The sequence below is a fragment of the Armatimonadota bacterium genome (assembly GCA_017993055.1).
Taxonomy (GTDB): Bacteria; Armatimonadota; UBA5829; order DTJY01; family DTJY01; genus JAGONM01.
In genome coordinates, this window is sequence record JAGONM010000003.1 from 166,567 (window position 1) to 181,298 (window position 14,732).

General features: G+C 62.3%; 11 protein-coding genes. 10 read left to right on the forward strand and 1 reads right to left on the reverse strand.

Annotated elements, in window-relative coordinates; genetic code table 11:
* From KBC96_02460 to larA, 9 genes are all read left to right on the forward strand, one after another.
* Nucleotides 1–1,158, forward strand: a complete 1,158-nt coding sequence (locus KBC96_02460; GenBank protein MBP6963248.1) for a methyltransferase domain-containing protein — start codon at nt 1–3, stop codon at nt 1,156–1,158.
* A 69-nt stretch (nt 1,159–1,227) separates the two neighbouring features.
* A complete protein-coding gene (locus KBC96_02465) occupies nt 1,228–2,718 on the forward strand; it encodes a hypothetical protein (GenBank protein ID MBP6963249.1) in 1,491 nt (496 codons plus the stop codon).
* A 52-nt stretch (nt 2,719–2,770) separates the two neighbouring features.
* Nucleotides 2,771–3,973, forward strand: a complete 1,203-nt coding sequence (locus KBC96_02470) for a hypothetical protein (protein MBP6963250.1) — start codon at nt 2,771–2,773, stop codon at nt 3,971–3,973.
* Between the two features lie 3 nt (nt 3,974–3,976).
* The gene (locus KBC96_02475; protein MBP6963251.1) at nt 3,977–5,020 is read left to right on the forward strand and encodes an alpha-L-fucosidase; all 1,044 of its coding nucleotides are present in this window, start codon (nt 3,977–3,979) and stop codon (nt 5,018–5,020) included.
* A gap of 63 nt (nt 5,021–5,083) precedes the next feature.
* Nucleotides 5,084–6,526, forward strand: coding sequence for a sulfatase-like hydrolase/transferase (locus KBC96_02480; protein ID MBP6963252.1), 1,443 nt, complete (start codon nt 5,084–5,086; stop codon nt 6,524–6,526).
* A gap of 256 nt (nt 6,527–6,782) precedes the next feature.
* Complete coding sequence (locus tag KBC96_02485; GenBank protein MBP6963253.1) at nt 6,783–7,595, forward strand: SDR family oxidoreductase; 813 nt, start codon at nt 6,783–6,785, stop codon at nt 7,593–7,595.
* A gap of 70 nt (nt 7,596–7,665) precedes the next feature.
* The gene (locus tag KBC96_02490) at nt 7,666–8,631 is read left to right on the forward strand and encodes a DUF362 domain-containing protein (protein MBP6963254.1); all 966 of its coding nucleotides are present in this window, start codon (nt 7,666–7,668) and stop codon (nt 8,629–8,631) included.
* 106 nt (nt 8,632–8,737) lie between these two features.
* Entirely contained in the window at nt 8,738–9,760 is a 1,023-nt protein-coding gene (locus KBC96_02495) for a Gfo/Idh/MocA family oxidoreductase (GenBank protein MBP6963255.1), read from the forward strand.
* Between the two features lie 121 nt (nt 9,761–9,881).
* Complete coding sequence (larA, locus tag KBC96_02500) at nt 9,882–11,162, forward strand: nickel-dependent lactate racemase (GenBank protein ID MBP6963256.1); 1,281 nt, start codon at nt 9,882–9,884, stop codon at nt 11,160–11,162.
* A 16-nt stretch (nt 11,163–11,178) separates the two neighbouring features.
* Here the strand turns inward: larA and KBC96_02505 are convergent, their stop codons facing one another.
* Nucleotides 11,179–14,403, reverse strand: a complete 3,225-nt coding sequence (locus tag KBC96_02505) for a heparinase II/III family protein (protein ID MBP6963257.1) — start codon at nt 14,401–14,403, stop codon at nt 11,179–11,181.
* A gap of 64 nt (nt 14,404–14,467) precedes the next feature.
* On the opposite strand from KBC96_02505, the gene KBC96_02510 reads away from it, so the two are divergent.
* A partial coding sequence (locus KBC96_02510; protein MBP6963258.1) for a hypothetical protein occupies nt 14,468–14,732 on the forward strand: 265 nt, incomplete at its 3' end.

The window sequence follows — 14,732 nt, forward strand, 5'->3', positions numbered from 1 at the left end:
ATGGCGATCGACCCTGCAACTGCGCAGTTTCTACTCAGCCCTGCCGGTGACGAGCTTCTCAGATGCGCCGGGTCTCTCACAGGCGATCTCCTCACGAAGCTTTCCGCCCTTCGAAAGCAGTATCCGCCGGAAGTTTCGTCCGCCGCGCTCGAGATGCTCGATCTTCGGCGTCGCGGTGCACGGAAGTTCTCCCGTGCAGAGGAGATGTTCTTCGTCCGAGAGGCGTTGGAGCAGTCGTCGGGGGAGGCTATCTCTCGCTACCGCGCTGATCGCTTTTCAGCGGGTGCGACTGTACTGGATGTCGGGTGCGGTATCGGTGGCGATACAGTCGGCCTCGCTTCGCGCGGGCCGGTGATCGCAGTTGACCGGGATCCCGTGCGACTGGCGATGGCCGAGCGAAACCTGCAGGTCTACGGCCTGGCGGATCGAGTTCGGTTCATCCATGCCGATATTACCGATCTGGACCTCGAGACTGATGCTGTGTTTGCCGATCCTTCTCGTAGAGCAGGCGGCCGGAGGTCTCGTCATATCGCCGATCTCAACCCGCCTCTCGAGTCCATCCGGCGACTGGCTCGCGATATTCCCGACTGTGCCATCAAGCTCTCGCCCGCGACCCCGGACGAGGAACTTCAGTCCCTGGGCGGCGAGATCGAGTTCATCTCGGAGAGTGGCGAGTGCAAGGAAGCCGTCGTTTGGCTGGGGGGGCTCAGCACCGCCGACCGCCGCGCGACCTTGCTCCCGCATGGCATATCCATGACCCGGGAGGAGGTAGGTCTTGTTCCGGTGCGGAGACCGGGAAGATACCTCCTTGAGCCCGACGCGGGTATCGTGAGGGCTCACTTCGTGGAACAACTTGCTGGGGAAGTCGGTGCATGGAGGCTTTCGGAGCAGATCGCGTATCTCTCGACGAATGAACTCGTTGCGAGTCCGTTCGTGGATGTGTACGAGATTCTTGACAGCATGCCGTTCAGTCCGAAGGTCGTGAACCGGCGCCTGCGTGACTTGGACGCGGGAAAGGTCATCGTGAAGAAGCGAGGGGTGCCTTTCGATCCGGAGGAGGTCGAGCGTCGGATGAAGGTAGGAGGCTCTCGCGAACTGATTCTGGTCCTGACGCGTATTGCCGGCAAGGCGTGGGCGCTGATCTGCAGTGTGCCCTGATGCTTGACGGCGCGCCGCGGTGAAGCTATTATAGCGGAGACCCTGCGGCAGTGGACGGAGGAGCATAACATGTTGAGCTGTGCGCACACCTGGTCGGAGCAGGATCTGTTCATCCTGGCCGACGAGCAACTGATCGATCAGAGCGATAATGCCGTGCGTAGGCTCTGCCCCATCGAGAAGCGCCCCGAGCCGGTGATCGTCCCCTCCGAGCCCTGGGAAGGCTTCGGTTCGGACGGCAGAGTGACCTCGTTGCAGGATCCATTCTATGGTGTCGTCCTGCGCGACCCGGAGGATGATGTCTTCCGATGCTGGTACAACGCCTACGACCGCACCGTAAACCGTCAAAACCTGCCGCCTTTCGCCGACCAGGGGTCGTCTTGCTGCCTGGCGATCAGCACAGACGGCCTTGAGTGGGAGAAGTTCCCCCTGCGCCGCGTGATGCACAACGGCTCGCTTGAGAACAACATCATCCGCTTCGCCCAACAGGCAACGCCCGATACCTCTGTACTTGCCGAGCAGGCGTGGAACGTAATACCTTACAGCGCGCCCGATTCAGAGGACAGATACGCCGCCACTCTTTACACTCAGTACGACGATCCGATCTATCCCAAGGGCATCACGATGTGCTTCAGTCCGAACGGCGTGGACTGGCGCGCGCAGTTCCCGCCGGTTCTCCCGCTCGACGGCGACTGCCATTCGCTCTCGGCCGATCCGGCGGGAAAGGGGTACGTGCTTACATCGCGCTCGCATCAACATGGGAGGCTCTGCAAGCGCTGGGGTCGTCCTTGGAAACGGCACATCGCACTCAGCCGGAGCAGGGACCTGATTCACTGGACCGCGATGGAGACTGTTCTTGAAGCCGACGAGCAGGACTCGGAAGATACGCAACTGTATCTTATGTATATAATCCCGTACGGTCACGCGTACCTCGGGCAGCTCCTCGTTATGCGTACCGATGACATGACGCTCGAGGAGCAGCTTGTATTGAGTCGGGATCTACATCAGTGGCAGAGAGTAGGAGATCGCCGGCCGATCCTGGTGCGCGGCCCGGAGGGAAGTTGGGACTCGAAGCACGTTGCGCTGACGAACAACATTCCGCATCCCGAAGGTGACAAGATTCGTTTCTGGTACGCCGGGAAGAATACGCCGCATTACCAGGCGGGCTATGCCGCGCTCGGAACAGGCACGCTTCGGCGTGATGGCTTCGTCTGCTGGGAGGCCTCGGGTAAGGAGGGCGTCATCACCTCCCTGCCGTTCAAGCCGACCGGTGCATCGTGGTTTCTTCTGAATGTTGACGCATCAGAGGGGGAAGTGCTGACTGAGGTGACAGATCTCGACGGGAATCCCATCGAGGGATGTACCAGGGCCGATTGCGTGCCGATCACGGGTGATCATACCCGAGCCGTCGTGAACTTCAAGGCTGATCCGACGCGCTTCTTCGACAGGGGGAACTTCATGCGATTCGGCCGGACTGTCCGCCTGAGGTTCTACCTGAGGGATGCGAAGCTGTATGCCTTCAAGGCCCGCAACCTCGAACCCCAGTGGCCTAGTCAGGAATAGCTGCGATCCCCTCTCATTTCCTCGTGGATCGGTCGTGTCGTGAGGCAAACCAATGACACCAGATAGTCTACTGGACCGCGCGGTCCGATGCGGCGAATGGATCATCCGCAACCAGATCACCGACCGGCAGGATGCAAACCGCGGTCGAGGAATCCGAAGCTACGATATGCACACCGGCGAGCGAGTGCTGACCGGTAACTGGATGTGCGGGCACATTGCGACGACCCTCTGCGCCCTCTGGAAACGCACGGGGAACGATGAGTACCTTCGAAGGGCTGAACTCGCCGGGCGGTACATCATGTCGCTCCAGGTGATGGATCGTCACAATGAGTACTTCGGCGCGATCCGGGAACTCACCCCGCAGTCAATCGAGTTCGCGCCGAGGGACGCTACCTCCGCCGCTTGGGGACTTGTGTGGCTCGCAGATGCGACCGGCAACCAGCTCTACCTCGATCGAGCAAGGTTTTTCGGCGACTGGCTGGTCGGGCGTGGGATGTACAACGGCTGGCCGCTCTACGCGATCTACATGGATACGGGCCTGGACAACTTCTACAGCAGAGGCTCGTTCCAGTCGGGAGCGGGTCTGTTCCTTTACGATCTGTTCATGCTCTCTGGCGACGCGAAGTATGTCGAGAAAGGACTCCAACCGATCGCCCGAATCTACCGTGACGACTTCATCAACGACGACGGTAGTCTCAATCTCGACAGGGATCCGTTCACCAACAGGGTCACATCGCCGGAACCGGGCCAGACGACGCTTCCTCAGCATGCCTACAACGACGACTTCGGCGCGGCAATGATGATCGCGGCGAGCCGGCTCTTTGGAGATCCCTCTTATATGCAGAAGGCGTCTCTCTTCGCGCACTGGCTGGCGAAGCATCAGGACGAGGATGGCGCCTACGAGGGCGGCAAGATTCCTTCCGCTGTTCCGGTGACGGAGATGATCTTCCGCGACTACGGTACGTTGCTGAACGACGATGGGCTGATCCGTGCCGCGGACAGGACGCTGGCGGCGCTATTGGATATGCAGTACCTGGAGACCGGCGATCCATGCATCGACGGCGGATTCCAGGGCGTCTACGAAGGCGTAGAGCGAAGGAGGTGGGGGCGTACGTGCGTGAACATGCGAGCCTCGGGATACGCCCTCATTGCGCTGCTCAAGGCCGAGAGCGATCTGGCTGATATCTGGCTCGGAATACACAACAAGCCGTTCCAGGACCACCGCTGGATCGGCGCACATGATTTGGTTTGGTAGCTGATGGGGATGCGAATGGCGGCCCTGATACCTTCATACCTCAAGGGATACGATGGACTCTACGCGAAAGACCCGCTAGGCGCGGCGCTGTCATGGTTTCAGGACGCGAAGTACGGCCTCTTCATCCACTATGGCCTTTACTCGCTCGCGGAGCGCCATGAGTGGGACCAGTATCTCCTAAAGATTCCCGTTGCGGAGTATGCGAAGCTGATGTCCGAGTTCACGGCCGATAGCTTCGACTCGGACTACATCACGGATCTCGCACTTGCCGCCGGGATGAGGTACCTCAACATCACCACTCGCCATCACGAGTCATTCTGCCTTTTTGAGACGAAGCAGACCCCCTTCAACAGCCTCAACTCGCCCGCGAAGCGCGATCTTATCGCCGAACTGGCCGAGTCATGTCGGGAGAAGGGTCTCGGGCTGTTCTTCTACTACTCCCACGGGCGAGACTGGAAGCACCCTCACGCGCCGAACAATGACGAGTGGAAAGGCGCGCCTCGCCCGCAGTATGATCCGCCTGAACCGTCATATGCGTACGGAAATGACCACGACCTGGGGAAGTACGTGGACTTCGTGAAGGCTCAGATCGCAGAACTCCTTACGCAGTACGGGCCCGTCGCGGGGATATGGTTCGATGGTCGAGGGGTGCCTGTGTCGGGCGATTCCTCGAAGTTCAGACTGGAGGAACTTTACGCGATTGTCCGTGAACTCCAGCCGCAGTGTCTGATCTCCTACAAGGAGGGCGTCACAGGCACGGAGGATTTCCGCGCCCCGGAATACAAGGCCGTGGAGCAGTCGGACAAGCCGATCGAGATCTGCGCGACTCTTTTCCCGGACAAGGTCTGGGGCTACTCGGCAGAGCAGGTCCAGCAGAGCAAGACAGCGGAACAGGTGTGGCAGATCATCCGAAATGCCCGCGAGCGCAGAGCGAACCTGCTGCTGAACACCGGCCCTCGGGCCGACGGGAGCATTCATCCGCTCCACGACGAGCTTCTCCGGGATATCGGGAGACGCCTTCGCAACGAGGGGTTCCCTGGGGAGTAGGCGCATTGAGCGTTGAGATGTGCAGTGGGCGAGTTGGCGAAGAGACCTAACGTACTCTTTCTCATGTCAGATCAACATAACCGACGGATCGCCGGTTTCGCCGGCGATTCGGCTGCCATCACGCCAAATCTGGATCGCCTTGCCGCGGAATCCATCGTGTTCGACAATGCCTACTGTCAGTTTCCACTGTGCACGCCCTCACGCATTGGCATGTGGACCGGCCGGCTGCCGCACGATGTCGGCGGTACTTTCAACTATGCCCCGATCCCGAACGATTGCCTGACGATGCCGGGGCACTTTGAAAGGCATGGTTACACCACCTGCGGAGTAGGGAAGATGCACGTCGGTGGCGATCATCCCATGAACGGCTTCATGCACCGTCCATACGGCGATCTCGTCCCGAACTGCTTCTGCGGCCATCAGCCCGATCCGGTAGCCTCGGCCGGAGACCAGGCGTGGACGCGCCACGACATAGGGCACTTTCCGTTCGCCGGCGTTTCGGAGCTACCCGAAGAGATCATGCAGGAGTCGGTCGTCACCCGCGAAGCGCTCTCCTTCATCCGAGCCCACGGCGAAGCTCGCTCCGACCAACCCTGGTTCGTGTGCGCCTCGTACGCGCGGCCCCACCATCCGGTCACCGCGCCGTCGCGTCACTTCGAACGGTTCTGGCCTCGTGGGCCGGAACTACCGCCGTTGCCTTCAGGATTCCCTGACTCCGTCCATCCACACGACCGCTTCATCATAGAGGACTACCGTCTGACGCAGTTCAGTGCTGATGAGCGCAGGAAGTGCCTCGCCGCCTACTATGCCTCACTCAGCTTTCTCGACGAGTGTATCGGCGATCTGCTCGAGGGCCTCCGCCGCGACGGATTGCTTGACAACACCATCATCGTATACACATCCGACCATGGCGACATGATGGGTGAGCACGGCCTCTGGTGGAAGCGCTCTTACTACGATGGATCGGCGGCTGTTCCACTCCTGATACGCACAGGGGCGCCGATGGCGGTACGGGAATCTGTGTCGGACATCGTGGAACTGCTTGACCTGTTCCCAACGCTCTGCGACCTCGCAGGCCTCCCTCATCCTTATGGACTGGACGGGGAGAGCCTCGTTCGAGAGCGTCGAAAAGAGTTCGCAAGGTGCGAACATATCGCGCGCTCGGAGATGACGTTTCGTATGATCCGTACCATGAGGTGGAAGTACGTCGAGTTCCCCGAGTACCGGCCGGTGCTCTTCGACATGCTGAACGATCCGGGCGAGTCCGAGAATCTTGCGGGCAGTTCCGAAGGGGTACCCGTCGCATGGGAACTGCACCGGAGACTGTGGGACGATGGGCAAACCTTCGAGCAGTTGATGTCTGAACGCCTGCATCGCCGCGAGCGCGCGATGAAGGAGTCCCCGGTAAGCTGCGATCGTTCGCCCAACCAGTATGCGCTGTCGGGTGGCGAGACAACGGACGCGGAACGTGCCATCTATGAGCCCTACCTGTTACAGGCGAATTGAGTCGTCAGGTGTATGCATTCCGCCCGTGAGCGATGAGTGACGCAGTGCGGTGACTGATTCTGTCAGAGTCAGCCTGCGAGCTGCGCGAGTCTGATGCAATACGATGCTGAGCGCATTCTCTTCCTTACAGATCGTAAACATTTCCTGCTCGGGCGATATCTAACTGATGAGTGGCTCAGGGATTGCGATCCGGGCCAAGTGGGTTAGCGTCCGATTGGTCTGATCTGTCCGACTCGTCCGACGAATGGAGAACAACATGGGCTTCCCCACAATCCAGCAGCTTTTCGACCTCACCGGCAGGGTGGGGTTCATAACCGGCGGCGCGCGCAACCTCGGCTTCGACATGGCGCTCGCGCTCGCGGAGGCGGGCGCGGATGTCTGCATCACATCGCGCAAGATCGAGGACGCCTTGGAGTCGGCAGAGAGAATCGGCCGGGCGACCGAACGTCGGGTGCTCCCGGTGCAACTCGACGTGAAGTCGGAACCGGAGATCGAGGCTGCGGTCGCTGCCTGCCTCGCCGAGTTCGGGCGTATTGACGTTCTGATCAATAACGCGGGGAACGTCATCAGCACCCCCGAGAACGCCCCTCTAGAGAAGCGTTCCCGCGAGAACTGGCAGCACACTATCGACGTCAATCTGACCGGCGTGTTTCTCTGCACGAAGCACGTTGTCGGCAAGTATATGATGGAGGCGCGGACTGGCTCGATCATCAACATCGGCTCGATCGCCGGGATGATCGGTAAGGACCGCCGCGTCTACGATGGGACGCCGATGGGCGGCGTCACCATGGACTACTCGGCGGCCAAGGGCGGAGTGATCAATCTCACGCGCGACATGGCGTGCTACCTTGCGCCGTACAACATCCGCGTGAACTGCATCAGTCCCGGCGGCTTCTGGCGCAACCAGCCGGAGGCCTTCGTGAAGGCGTTCAGCGAGACGATCCCGATGCGGCGGATGGGAGAGGACGGCAAAGAGCTGAAGGGAGCGGCCGTCTTCTTCGCCTCGGATGCGTCGAGCTACTGCACTGGCCAGAATCTTGCGATAGACGGCGGGTTGACCGCCTGGTAAGACGATCGCATATATCCCATCGGTCCCATGTGTCCCACCGGACCTGGGGAGTGTAAGGAGAAACACACGAATGACGAAGACAACGCGCAGAGAGTTCCTGAAGCAGGCCGCGATCGGCGGCACGCTCATCGCCGGCTTGCCGGGCTTGGCCGAAGCCGCGGAGAGCATTGCGACGCCCAGGACCAGAGTGGTCATCGCGAAGAGCACTGCGATGCTAGATGGTGACGCCGTCAACCAGAAGGAGATCGAGCGGGTGCTCGCTCAGGCGATGGCCAAACTGACCTCGAAGAGCGCCACCGCCGCCTGGAAGTCACTCTTCAAGCCCGACGACGTCGTCGGAATCAAGATCAACGGACTCTTCGGCCCCTCCGTATCGACGAGGCCTGAGTTCGTCAATGCCGTCATCGCGGGGCTTGGATCGGCGGGTGTCAAGCCGGACAACATCATCGTCTGGGACCGCGCTACCCGGGATTTGGAGAAGTGCGGGTTCAAGCCCAACAAGACCGGTCCGGGGGTCATCTACTTCTCGGACGACGGTGACTGGGGCAAAGACGTGCAGAACGGGTCCTTCCACGGCCAGGTTTCCAAGGTGTTTGACCGGATCACCGCCCTCATCAACATGCCGCTGGCCAAGCATCACGGTGGCCCCGGGCTCTCTTGCGCCCTGAAGAACCATTACGGTTCGTTCCACAACCCGGGCCAGCACCACGGCAACGGCTGCGACCCATACCTCGCGGATCTCAATGCTATCCCGCAGATCAAGGACAAGACGCGGCTCATCGTCGCCGATCTGCTGAGACCGCAGGCTGACGGAGGTCCGCAGAGGCGTCCCGAGGCGCAGTGGGACTATCACTCGCTCATGGTGGGCACCGACCCCGTGGCCGCCGACCTGCAGGCGTACCAGATCATCGAGGCGCGTCGCAAGGAAGTCGGAATGCAATCCGTCGCGCAGAAGGTCGAGAAGACGCTCGCTTCCGCTGCGGCACGGGGCGTCGGTACGAACGATCCGTCGAAGATTGAGGTCATACGGATATAGCATCCGAACGCAGAACGCCATAGCCTAGCCCCTCGTGGGCGTCGAGTTCTTGCATGTGCGAGGCGGACGAGTCCCCAGGCTGCGGGTGCGATTCGAGATACGGAACATGAGCAAGTCGAACTGGCAGAACCTGAGCGCGCTGGTGATCGGCTTCGGATCGATCGGGCGGCGGCACGCGCGGATACTCGGCGAGATCGGGCTCAGTGACATCCGTGTGTGCGATCTCTCGCCCGAACTGCTTGCGCAGGCACGGGACGAGTTCGGCGTCCGGCGGACGTTCACGTCGCTGGAAGTTGGACTCGCCTCGAGGCCGGACACGGTGTTCATCTGCTCGCCGACCGCCCTCCATGTCGAGCAGGCAGTCCAATCCATGCGGGCCGGGGCGCACGTCTTCGCCGAGAAGCCGCTTTCGACCTCGACGGATGGGGTCGCCCAGATGGAATCCCTCGCGCGAGACCTTGGCAGGACGGTCATGGTCGGCCACTGCTTCCGATTCCACGAGGGGCTTCGCCGGGCAAAGGGGTGGCTCGATGAGGGACGCATCGGCCGGCTGATCTCGGTACGGGCCTCCGTGGGCGAGTACATCCCCGACGTGATGCCCAACTACCGCAGTATGTACATCTCCAAGTACAATGGGGCCTACGAGTTGATGCACGACATAGATCTCGCGGTCTGGTACGCCGCCCAGAGGCCGTTCGGCGTCTTCGGGATCGATGGTAGGTTCAGCGACGTCGGGATGGAGTCGCCGGACCTCGTTGAGATGCTCATCCGATTCGAGAACCGATGTGTTGCCAACGTGCATCTCGACTTCTTCCAGCGCGTCCGGCGCCGGCAGATCGAGCTGCTGGGCGCGGAGGGAACGATCATCGTCGAGTTCGCCAGTTGGGACCGATGCCGGCTATCGGTCTATGAGTCGCGCACCGGTGAGTGGCGTCACGAGGAGATGCCGACGGACCGCGACGATATGTTCCGCGCCGAGGACCTGGCGTTCCTCGAGTCTGTCGCCGATGGTTTGCCGGTCCCCGTCACGATCGCGGATGGTCTCCTGGCGGTTCAGGTCATGAATGCCGCGCAGGAGTCGGCGAGGACCGGCATGGCGGTCGGGCTTGATTCCGTCCCGGACGGCTGAAACCACGGCAACAAGTGCACAAAGTCCACCTCCGTGGACTCGAGCCCCTAGTGTCCGCAGGGACACTTCGTGCCTTTGTTGCCGTGACTTCAGTCGCTTGGAAGACTGGCCGAAGTGAACAATGCGGATAGACTTCCCATACTACCAGGGTATCCCGCCGCTCGAGGTGCCGTACAGGAATCTGATCGGCATCTACGAGCCTCCATGCGTCGAAGCGACCGCACCGGAGACGGCGCTGATTCACCGCGCATTCGACAATCCGATCGGTCGTCCGCCGATTCGTCGCGCAGCCTCGGATGCCCGCAATGCGCTCGTCATCACCGACGACTACACGCGCAACACGCCTGTCCGGCCCATCCTGGATCGTCTCATGGCCGAACTGGAGGCCGCCGGAGTGCCCGCTGACAGGACGACTATCCTGGTGGCTCTCGGCACTCACCGCACGATGACCGACTCAGAGATGGAGACCAGGTTCGGCGAGGAGATCGTTCGGCGGTACCGGATCGTGAATCACGAGTGGCGGAACGAAGATCAACTCGTCGCTCTCGGCGCCACGGAGACCGGCATCCCGATCAGGGTGAACCGCCTGGTCGAGGACGTCGACTTCATCTTCGGGATCGGGCAGATCGTGCCGCATCGGGTCGCGGGGTTCAGCGGCGGCGGGAAAATCATCCAGCCGGGGATATGCGGTGCGGAGACGACGGCCGAGACCCACTGGCGGAGCGCGCTCTATCCCGGTGGTGAAATCCTCGGGGTCGCGGACAATCCCATCCGACAGGGTATTGAACAGGTGGCCGCTCACGTGGGCCTCTCTGCGATTGCCAACGCGGTCTGTGACGCCGACGGGCGGCTCATAGACCTCTTCGTCGGCGATCCCGTGGCGGCTCACCGAGCGGGGGCGCGCCTGTCGAGCCGGATCTACGGCTTCGAGCTCCCCGAGCCGGCCGATGTCCTGCTGATAGACTCGTATCCGATGGATATCGAGCTTTGGCAGGCGGCGAAGGCCCTATACGCGGGTGAGCTGGCGTTGAAGAAGGACGGTGTCGCGATCCTCGTCAGCCCGTGCCCCGAGGGAGTCTCCCGGACCCACGGCCTGATATTGAGCGAGGGATACCGTCCGTCTCAGGAGACGATCTCGCTCGTCGAGAGTGGCCGAATCCCGGACAAGATCGTGGCGTCGCACCTCGTTAGGGTGGGGCGCGTGATCCGAGATAACGGAAGCGCCGGCATCCTCGTCTCGCCGGGGATTTCCGCAGAGCACAAGGAGCGCCTCGGATTCCTTCACGCCTCTACGCCCCACGAGGCCCTTGGCCTCGCTCTCGACATCAAGGGGCGCGATGCGTCGGTGATGGTGATCCGCCGCGGTGGAACGTCACTCCCTCTTTTGCCGGATAAGCCGTAGTCATAATCCGAGCCTATTACCCTCGGAGCTTCGTCCCGTCGGGCAGAGACGCTTCCACTCCCGAATCTGCCTGCACCGTCCACTTGCCCTTGGAGTCCCGTCCGATCCACGTCACTGCGGGGACGGTGATCTTCTCCCCAGGGCCGATCTCATAGATGTAGGCCGTGATGCGCCCGTCGCCGTCCGCGTCAGTGAACTCGGCCTTGAGGTCCGACATGCCGGAGAGGCGTACGACTCCCTTCTCGACGGCGACCACCCTGCGCCAGACGGTGTGATCTTCGTTCGCCAGCCACGCATGCTCGTAGAGTCCGCCGGACGCGAAGTAAAGTATGTTGCTTGTGGTGACGAACTTCCCGTCGTCATCAATGCCGGTTATCTCGAGCTTGCCGGTCCGCGTGGTGTCATCGCCGAGCGAGAGGGTCAACCCGCCCTTCTTCTCACGCGCGCCGTCAATGCGGAAGTTGCAGGCGGTCGGTCCCGGACGGAAGATCGCCGTCTTCTCGGCGAGACCGGATGCGTTACCGCCGGAGACCGTGATCTCATTCCGACCCAGGTCGAGTGACTCCACCGTGCCGACGAATCCCGCCTCCGCCTCGACTGAGAGCATTCCGTGCATGATCCTTGTGCCGTCCCCGAGGAAGACGGACTTGACCGAGCCGTCCGCATCGAGGCGGATGACCGCGCATCTCCCGACGATGCCGATGCCGGCGGCCTCGACCTCGCTCGACGTGCTGCCGCCGGCCCAGACATAATCCGTGCCGCCGTCCCCCTTGACCTCCAGAAGCGTCCCGCCGGACTCGGCGTCGGTCTTCAGGGTTCTCACGGCGAGGGGGTCGTCGCCCTTGCCGCCTCTGACCCGGAACGGCTGGAGGACGGACACGAAACTGCTCGAGAGGTCCTCGCCGGAGTTGCGGAGCAGCACGAACTTAAGGCTCTCGGGGTGATCCGCTCGTCTCGGCGGCCTGCCGTCGGCGACGACCGCCTCGTTCATGGCCTGCCTGGGGAAGATCGCGTGGATGCCGGAGTCAGCGCCGGTCCAGGTCGCGCTCCACGTGCCGCTCGGCCGCCCGCGCTGGACGTTGTAGAGATACGAGAGGCTTCCACCGACGTAGCTGTGGAAGGAGCGCGTCTTTCCGGGCTTCTCGAGCTCCGGGTCGTCGTAGAGGTAGCTGTAAGGCACGTCCTCGCCCGCGAGGGTTCCCTTGGTCTGAACATCGGTGAGGCCGATGCCCTGCGTGGTGAACTTGCCGTCGAAGCCGTGCAGGCTGTAGTCGTGGCTCCTGCCTCCCTCGACTCGGAAGAAGTCCACGACGTAGGGCGCCTCGGACTCGCCTCCGATGAGCATCATCATCCGACGGTACTCATGGGCGCTCGAGTACGCGTCGGGGGCCGAGACGTCTATCACCTGCACGTCGGGCGACTCCGCGAAGAAGTTGAGGACTCCCCTGTGCTTCGTGGTCTGGCGTGATGAGTCCACGGAGACCGTGTTGTGGCTGAGGGTGTGCGTCTCCCAGGCGGGGCGGTCCTTGTGCTCCGCCGCGAACTGCGGGTACCCGAAGTCGGGGATCAGTTTCTTCCCGTAGCCGACCAGTTCGAACGCAAGGCGGTCGTAGTGCGCGTGCCCCGCCTCCGCCGGACCGTAGTACAGCGCCAGGCCGACGCCGTCCCTGTCCGTCCCGTGCTCCAGGATGCCGAGACCGTACCCGCCAAGGTTGCGAGTCCCGGAGATGCCGCCGTCCGCGACCGACGCCTTGCGCCGGAGGGTTGCCTCGTCGAGTGCGGGGAAGCGGAGGTCTCCGCTGTTGCCGAAGGTCTTCTCGCCGAAGATTCCCCTGTCGAGCAGGAACTTGGCGAAGATGGGGTCGCCGAAGGCGTCGAGGCCGAGCCGCGCCATGTAGGTGGAGGGGTTCGAGACCCGGAGGTTGAGCCCGCCCGAGTCGCCGATGGCGGGCGTGTTGATCCCGAGCACCTGGATGTCGAAGTAGGCCGTGTACATCCGCCTGAACTTCCGCTGCGAGTAGATGTCTACTCCCAGCCGCTGGAGGAGTTCCGCGACGCTCGACAGGTGTGAGGACCACCCGAGGCAGTATCCCGGGGCGACCTCGAACGAGACCCCTTCGCGGAAGATGAAGTTGTCGAGCGCGTAGTTGAATCCCTCGACGCCCGTGTTTCCCTCGGCGTTGTTCAGGATGTAATCCACCGCGCGCTTCGTCACCTCATCGTCCTGGAGCACGATCGCAAGCTTCAAGAGCGCCTGCTGGTGCATGCCGTAGTTGCCGCGGATGTCTCCGCCGTAGATGCACCGCACGCCCTCGCGGAGGAGGTTGGTCTCGATGTTGGCGCGGATGTCGGCGTAGGTCCTGCCCGCGAGCGGGGAGTCGCTTCCCTCCCATGCGCCCTCCTTCGCGACGGCCTCGAAGACGTTGTCGTAGGCCGTGGTCAGTTTGCTGATCGTGCCCGTCTCCCAGATCATGTTGATGATCTTGCCCCTGTATGCCGGCGCGAACTCCTGCGCGTACCTCGACTGCTTGTTGTGGTCCATCGCCGGGTATATCGCCGCAATCCGGTCGAGCATGACGAGCGCCTTCCGCGCGTACTTCTCGTCTCCCGTGTAGAGGTACGCGAACGAGAGGTTCTCCACGCCGGGGAGGATGTAGTTCGACCAGAGCCAGTGGCAGTAGTATGCGACGAACCAGTGCTTCTTCTCGGCCCCTTCCTTCCGCCAGCCCCATCCGTCGTCGGCGTAGTCGCCGGTCAGGAGGCTGCGGTCCTTCATGCCGGATTTGTAGAAGGCGAGGAAGTCGTTCGAGGGATACTCCTCTCCGCCCACGGGACACTTGATCTTCCAGGGATTGCCGAACGGGTCCATGATCCATGAGTAGTTGCCGTGCTTGAAGTACTCCATGCCGTGAACGGGGCACCCCTCGAAGGAGGAGTTGAACGCGCGCGGCACCTCCGGCGTCGGGATGAAGTCCCAGATGTACCGGTCGGAGCGCGAGACCCACTCGTCCGCGGCCTTGATGATCTTGTCGGCGATCTCCTTCGCCTTCGGGTATTCGGCGATGTTCCGGCGGATCTGCGCGACCTCCGCGTCCGTCGTGAGGGACCTCGCCCGCTTGGTGGCGGCGGGCGGATCGCCGTGCGCGGTCAGTTGAGATGCAAGCATCCCCAGCAGGCACAGCGCGATGGGTAGAAGGCGGCATGGAAGGTGGATTTCGAAGTTCATGATGTTCGGGTCCAACGGTATGCGTCGTTCCTCCGTGTTCAGTGTCGGAGCCCCTCTAGGGTACACGCGCGAGGCTTCGGTGTCAATCACGATCGAGGGCAATCGGATAGGATTCCGGCGGATGCGCGGCGAACCTGTAGTCGTATCGCCCGGCGCCTTCGCTTCAATCTGCCGGGCGGAGGGTGGGGTGTACATCATGCGCGGTGCAACGCTGCTCGTCGTTCTCTGTCTCGCCGCCTGCTCTCAGGCCTGGGGGGCACCCGCGCTCGACGCCGCCGCCACGGCACGGATTGACGCCGCCGTCGAGCAGGGCATCGCCCGCCGCCTCGCGCCCGGAGTCGCCC

Bases quoted from the DNA above. Each gene is read 5' to 3' on its own strand.
- KBC96_02485 (MBP6963253.1), top strand. From the start codon at position 6,783: ATGGGCTTCCCCACAATCCAGCAGCTTTTCGACCTCACCGGCAGGGTG.
- KBC96_02480 (MBP6963252.1), top strand. From the start codon at position 5,084: ATGTCAGATCAACATAACCGACGGATCGCCGGTTTCGCCGGCGATTCG.
- KBC96_02460 (MBP6963248.1), top strand. From the start codon at position 1: ATGGCGATCGACCCTGCAACTGCGCAGTTTCTACTCAGCCCTGCCGGT.
- KBC96_02470 (MBP6963250.1), top strand. From the start codon at position 2,771: ATGACACCAGATAGTCTACTGGACCGCGCGGTCCGATGCGGCGAATGG.
- larA (MBP6963256.1), top strand. From the start codon at position 9,882: ATGCGGATAGACTTCCCATACTACCAGGGTATCCCGCCGCTCGAGGTG.
- KBC96_02475 (MBP6963251.1), top strand. From the start codon at position 3,977: ATGGGGATGCGAATGGCGGCCCTGATACCTTCATACCTCAAGGGATAC.
- KBC96_02465 (MBP6963249.1), top strand. From the start codon at position 1,228: ATGTTGAGCTGTGCGCACACCTGGTCGGAGCAGGATCTGTTCATCCTG.
- KBC96_02490 (MBP6963254.1), top strand. From the start codon at position 7,666: ATGACGAAGACAACGCGCAGAGAGTTCCTGAAGCAGGCCGCGATCGGC.
- KBC96_02495 (MBP6963255.1), top strand. From the start codon at position 8,738: ATGAGCAAGTCGAACTGGCAGAACCTGAGCGCGCTGGTGATCGGCTTC.